The following is a 6,370-nucleotide window of genomic DNA, read 5'->3' as shown; positions in this document are numbered from 1 at the left end:
GGGCAGCGGGCGGCGGGCGATCGCCGACGGCGGCAGGCCGCGCGCGCAGCGGGCGGGCGGCGGGCCGCACACACCGCCGCCGGTGGCGTCGTCGTCAGTGGAAGTCGCGGGAGCGGTGCCGGGCGTGCAGGGCGCGGGCGGCCTCGGGGTGCAGCTCGGCCAGCGAGGCCAGCTTGTCCGCGACCAGGTTGATGACGCCGTCCTTGCGCTCGAGGATGCCCCGCACGATCATGCAGGCGGCGTTGCGGGCGACCCGCCGGTGCCGTTGCCACAGCCCGCCGCCGCAGACGACGTTGACCATGCCGGTCTCGTCCTCGATGTTGAGGAACGTGATGCCGCCCGCGGTGCCCGGCCGCTGCCGGTGTGTGACCACGCCGGCGACGGTGACGCGGCGGTTCGGCTCGGCGGTGGCGAGGTCGTCGACGGCGAGGATGCCCTCGCGGCGCAGCAGCGGCCGCAGGTGCGCGAGCGGGTGACCGTCGGGAGAGATCGAGGTGGCCCACAGGTCGGCCAGGGTCAGCTCGACGTCGCTCATGCCGGGCAGCGGCGGCGGCGCCGGGGTCGCGGTGACGGCCTCCAGCTGGTCGGCGGTCTCGACGTAGCCGGCGTTCCACAGCGCCTCGCGACGGGTGAGGCCGAAACCGTCGAAGGCGCCCGCGGTGGCCAGCGCCTCCAACTGCCGGGCATCGAGGCCGGCCCGGCGGGACAGGTCGGTGGGGTCGCGGAACGGCCGGTCGGCGCGGGCCTCGACGATCGCCTCGGCGACGTCGGTGCTGATGCCGCGGACGGAGTCGAGCCCGAGCCGGACCGCGTAGCCGGTGTCGCGGCGGTGCTCGGGCGTGGGGTCGGGGGTCCCCGGGAGCCAGTCGGTGCGGCCGTGCTCGGGGACCAGGCACTCGGCCCGCCCGGTGGCCCGGGGGTCGCCGCCGGGCTCGAGCTCGAGGCCGGCCGTGGCGCCGGACAGGGCGATGTCGGGCCGCAGCACGGTGACCCCGTGCCGCCGGGCATCGTGGACCAGCGACTGCGGCGAGTAGAACCCCATCGGCTGGGCCCGCAGGAGCGCGGCCAGGAACGCCGCCGGGTAGTGCAGCTTGAGCCAGGAGCTGACGTAGACGAGCTTGGCGAAGGACAGCGCGTGGCTCTCGGCGAACCCGAAGTTCGCGAACGAGAGGATCTTGGTGTAGAGCGCGTCGGCGCCCGCGCCGGTGATGCCGCGCCTGGCCATGCCCTTGTACAGCTTCTCCTTGATGCTCTCGATGCGCTCGATGCCGCGCTTGGAACCCATGGCGCGGCGCAGCAGGTCGGCGTCATCGGGGGTGCAGTCGCCGACGGCCATGGCCATCCCCATGAGCTGCTCCTGGAACAGCGGCACGCCGAGGGTCCGCTCGAGCACCGGCTCGAGATCGGGATGGGCGTACTCGACCTTCTCCTGACCGGTGGCGCGGCGGATGTAGGGGTGGACGGCGCCGCCCTGGATCGGGCCGGGGCGGATCAGCGCGATCTCGATGGCGAGGTCGTAGAACTCCCGCGGCCGCAGCCTCGGCAGCGTCCCGATCTGGGCCCGGCTCTCGACCTGGAACACGCCGATGGAGTCGCCGCGGCAGAGCATGTCGTAGACCGCCGGCTCCTCCTTGGGAACGCTCTGCAGCTCCCACGCCTCGCCGAGATGCCCGGCGACCAGGGTGAACGCGTGGTTGAGCGCGCTGAGCATGCCCAGCCCGAGCAGGTCGAACTTGACCAGCCCCATCGACTCGCAGGCGTCCTTGTCCCACTGCAGGACGGTGCGTTTGTCCATGCGGCCCCGCTCGATGGGACACACCTGCCCGATCGGCCGCTCGGTCAGGATCATGCCGCCGGAGTGGATGCCCAGGTGCCGCGGCGCCCGCATCAGCTGGTTGGCGAGGCCGACCACCTGCACCGGGATGCCGTGACCGTCGGCGTCGGCCTCGGCCACCGCGCTCCAGCTGTCGACCTGCTTGGACCAGGCGTCCTGCTGCCCCGGCGAGTAGCCCAGCGCCTTGGCGGCGTCGCGGACGGCCATCTTGGGGCGGTAGCTGATGACGTTGGCGACCTGGGCGGCGTTGCGCCTGCCGTACCGGTCGTAGACCCACTGGATGACCTCTTCGCGCCGGTCGGAGTCGAAATCGACGTCGATGTCGGGCTCTTCGTCGCGGTTGACGGAGATGAACCGCTCGAACGGCAGCCGGTGGAAGACCGGGTCGATGGCGGTGACGCCGAGCGCGTAGCAGACCGCCGAGCTGGCCGCCGAGCCCCGTCCCTGGCAGAGGATGCCTTCGTCGCGGGCGTACGCGACGATGTCGTGGACGATGACGAAGTAGCCGGCGAAGTCCTTCTTGTCGATGATCGCCAGCTCGTAGTCGACCCGCTCGCGGGCTTCCCGCTCGTGTTTCTTGCCGCGGTAGTGGCGCTGGAAGCCGAGGTCGACCAGGACCCGCAGCCAGCTCATCGCCGTGTGCCCCTCGGGGATGTGCTCCTTCGGCAGCCGCGGACTGGCCTTGTGCAGGTCGAACGCGATGTCGTCGGCCAGCTGGACCGAGCGCGCGACGGCGCCCGGGTAGCCGGCGAACTTCGCGGCCATCTCTCTGCCCGTCCGCAGCGACGCCGCGCCCCACGCCGGCAGCCAGCCGTTCATCTCGGCGAGGCTGCGCCGGGCCCGGATGGCCGCCATGGCCGAGGCCAGCCGGTGCTCGCCGGGGTCGGCGTAGTGGACGTTGTTGGTGGCGACGACGGGCAGCCCGCGGTCGGCGGCCAGCCCGGCCAGCAGCCGGTTGACGTCGTCGTCGCTGGGATGGCCGTGGTCGAACAGCTCGACCACCACGTGGTCGCGGCCGAACATGGACGTCAGCCGGTCCAGCTCCGCGGCGGCCGCGGCCGGTCCGCCGCCGCTGCGGCCGAGTGCGGACCGGACGGTGCCCTTGCGGCAGCCGGTGAGCACCAGCCAGTGCCCGCGTCCGGTGTCGGCCAGCTCGTCGAGGTCGTAGACGGGTTTGCCCTTCTCGTCGCCGCGCAGCTGCGCCTCGGTGATGGCCCCGGCCAGCCGGTGGTAGCCATCGACGCCGCGGGCCAGCACCAGCAGGTGCCGGCCGCGGGGGTCGGGGACGCCGTTCTGCGGCGCGTCGAGGCCGAGCGACAGCTCCGCGCCGTAGACGGTGCGCAGGTTCTCGGCGGCGTACTTCTGGGCGATCTCGGCGAACAGCGGCGCGCCGTAGAAGCCATCGTGATCGGTGAGCGCCAGCCCGTGCAGCCCCAGCTCGATGGCCGCCTCGACCAGGCGGTCGGGCCCGCTGGCGCCGTCGAGGAAGCTGAAGTTGCTGTGCGCGTGCAGCTCCGCGTACGGCGTGACCGGCTCGTCCGGGCGGCGCACCTCGGCCTTGCGCTTGTACGGCTTGCGCTTGCGCGACCCCGGGCCGTCCTCGGGCGGCACCGTCGGCCGGTCGGACAACCGGCGCTCGAGCTCGCCCCAGGGGATCGGCGGGTTGTTCCACCCCACGTCAGGCCCCCTCGTGGTCAGTCATAGCCGGCCTCGACCCACCAGCCGTCGTCGGCGCAGGTCATCAGCCAGGCATGGCCGTCGACGGTGACGATCTGGAAGCGGGCGACCCAGCTGGCGGGGTTCTCCCACCACAGCTCCTCCACCGGCCAGGGCCCGGACCAGGCGCTGACGGGCTGCCAGCCGTCGCCGAGCCCGTCCGGGACGGCGTCGGCCCGGCGCGTCACCCGTCCTGCCGGGACCGGCTGTCTGACCGCCCGGAACCGGGCCGGCGGTGCGCTGACCACGCCGCGCTCGCTGACCCACACCAGCTGGCCGCGGTCGTCGACGACGACCACCGGGCGCGGCTCGGCGAAGACGCGAACCGGCGCCGGCGGCGGGAGGCTGCCCGGCCACGGCAGGTCGACCGGACGGAGCCCGACCGGCCGCTCGCCCCACGGGACCAGCGCCTGCCGGTCGGCCGGCGCGCGGCCGCCCTGCACCGTCGGGACGGTGACCGCGTGCGGGCCGAGCATGCCCTGGACCCGGGCGACCGCCCGCTCGACGCGTTCGTCGGTGCCGCCGCCCCACAGCGCGGCGGCGTGCGCGCCGGCCGGCTCGACGGTGTCGGGGACGAACCTCACCAGCTCGACCGGCTTCGTGACGCCCTGGGTGTGGCGCAGCTGTCCCCGCAGCTGCCAGTGGACGCGGTCGACGAGGTCGGCGGCGCCGAACCAGCGCGAGTGCGCCCACACCCGCGACGACGCGACCTCGTGGTCGCACTCGGCCTCGACGAGGACCTCGGTGCAGACCAGCCCGCGGCCGGCCAGCTGGGCGACGAACCGCTCGGCGGTCTGGCGGACGCTGAAGCTGACGGCCTCGACGGTGTCGAGCGGCGGCTCGAACCGGATCTGGCACTCCAGGTCGGGCGGCGGGGTGCGGGCGCCGAGCAGGGACTCGTCCTCGCCGCGGGCCAGCCGGTGCACCTTGGCGCCGTAGCCGCCGAACCGCGCCTGGACGTCGTCGGCGTCGAGGCGGGCGAAGTCGCCGAGCGTCCGCAGCCCCAGGCGCCGGAGCAGTCCCGCGACATCGTCGTCGTCGATGACGCTCACCGGGAGCTCGCGCAGGTACGCCGCCGACCCGCCGGCCTCGACCACGACGGTCTCCTGCGGCCCGGCCCGCCGGGCGGCCTGCTCGGCGGTGAACAGGTCGTCGGCGACGCCGATGCGGCAGTCCCACACGCCGGCCCGGACCAGCCGCTCGGCGATGAGCGCGCCGGCGGACTCCTCGCCGCCGTAGAACCGGCCCGGCGCGCGCACCGCCAGCAGCCCCGGCCGCAACGGCGCGACGCCCGGCCGCAGCTCCTCGACCGCCGCCAGCACCGGCTCGAACATCCGCGCGTCGCGGTCGGGGTTGTGCTCGACGAGCCTGAGCTCGGGACAGCGCGACTGCGCGTCGCGGCGGCGCATCCCTCGCCGCACGCCCTCGGCCCGGGCCGCCTCGTTGCAGGCGACGACGGCGTTGGCGGCCAGCACGACGGCCGGCTCGGCGCCCTGGATGGAGTCGTCCTCGGCCATGGCCGCGACCACCGGCCAGTCGGGACACCACACGATGAGGACCCGGCGGCGGCTCACAGCGACACCTCGACCTTCGGGCCGGGCAACGGCATCGTGCGCCCTCCTGCCCGCGGGCCTGGACCGACGGGCCACGAGGACCTCCGGCCCCCGATGTCCCGCCGGTGTCGCCCGGCCCTCATCGGGCCACCTCCAGGTGTGCTGCGCGTGTGGTCGCGTGCGGGGGGGCCGCGGGCGCCCCGTCGCTCTCCAGTGCCTCGAGATCGGCGCCGGACACCGTGCCGTCCGGCCCCGGCAGCCACAGCCACGCCGACCGCGGCCGCGCGCCGGCACCCCGTCCGTACGCCTCGACCTTCACCCGCCGCCCGCGCAGGCGACCGCCGCCGTGCTCGGGCCCCACCCACAGCGACGACGCCACCCGCAGGCGGGTCTGCGCGCCCTCCCAGTCGCCGACCGAGACCAGCGCCGTCCCGTGCCGCCGCGCCAGCGCGACGAGCCGCCTGGCCAGCTGCCCGGTGACCTGGCCGGGCGGGCGCACCAGCACCACCTCGACCGACGTGAGCAGCACCGCCACCACCTCGGCCCACTGGTCGCCGGGGTCGTCGACGACCACCACGCGGCCGAGATCGGCGCCCATGTCGGAGGCCGCCAGCACGCCGAACTCGGGCAGCCCCACCACCGCCGACCACGCCCCGGCCGCCGTGGCCCCGGCCAGCAGCGCCAGCGGGAGCACCCCGGCCCCGTCGACCGCGACCACCTGGCCCCGGCGCAACCCGCCGAGCAGCGTGCGCAGGGCGGGCAGCACCGCGACCAGCTCCACCGGCTGGACGGCGAAACCCGCTCTGGCCAGCGCCGCTTCGGCCTGGTCGCGTCCGCGTACCGTCACTCACTCATCGTCGAACACATGTTCGAGAGGTGTCAAGTCGATCGCCCGCCCACCCGGCGCTGGTGCCGGACCACCCGCGCGCGGGTGCCGCACGCGTCGCCGCACCAGCGCTGGTTGCGGCGATCGCGCAGGTAGAGCTGGCCGCAGCCGGGAGCGTCGCACAGCGCGAGCCGGCCGGCGTCGGGCCCGGCGAGCAGCTCCACCACCGCTGCCGCCACCGTAGCGAGCAGCTCCGACAACGGCGGACCGTCCGCGGCCACGCGCAGCTCCACGCCGTCCGCCTCGGGCCGCAGGAGCCGCACCACCGGCCGGCGCACCAGGTGCTCGTTGATCCGCCGCACGGCCGCCGCGGGCCGCGGCTCGCCCCGGGCCGCCGCTCGCAGCACCGCGAGCACGTCGTCGCGCAGCTCGCGCACGGCC

General features: G+C 75.1%; 4 protein-coding genes. All 4 read right to left on the bottom strand.

What is annotated here, in order from left to right:
- Nucleotides 1-94: 94 nt before the first annotated feature.
- The gene (locus DY240_RS24720) at nt 95-3,511 is read right to left on the bottom strand and encodes an error-prone DNA polymerase (protein WP_119662364.1); all 3,417 of its coding nucleotides are present in this window, start codon (nt 3,509-3,511) and stop codon (nt 95-97) included.
- Nucleotides 3,512-3,528: 17 nt separating this feature from the next.
- Complete coding sequence (locus DY240_RS24715) at nt 3,529-5,124, bottom strand: DNA polymerase Y family protein (RefSeq protein WP_199702352.1); 1,596 nt, start codon at nt 5,122-5,124, stop codon at nt 3,529-3,531.
- A gap of 118 nt (nt 5,125-5,242) precedes the next feature.
- Nucleotides 5,243-5,950: a hypothetical protein gene (locus DY240_RS24710; RefSeq protein ID WP_199702349.1), complete on the bottom strand. Its 708-nt coding sequence runs from the start codon at nt 5,948-5,950 to the stop codon at nt 5,243-5,245.
- Between the two features lie 32 nt (nt 5,951-5,982).
- Nucleotides 5,983-6,370, bottom strand: a 388-nt coding sequence (locus tag DY240_RS24705; RefSeq protein ID WP_199702346.1) for an ABATE domain-containing protein, incomplete at its 5' end; no start/stop codon positions are given.

It is taken from the genome of Jiangella rhizosphaerae (assembly GCF_003579925.1).
Taxonomy (GTDB): domain Bacteria; phylum Actinomycetota; class Actinomycetes; order Jiangellales; family Jiangellaceae; genus Jiangella; species Jiangella rhizosphaerae.
Note: the sequence above shows the minus strand (reverse complement) of the source record. Positions and strands in the feature narration are given on the sequence as shown.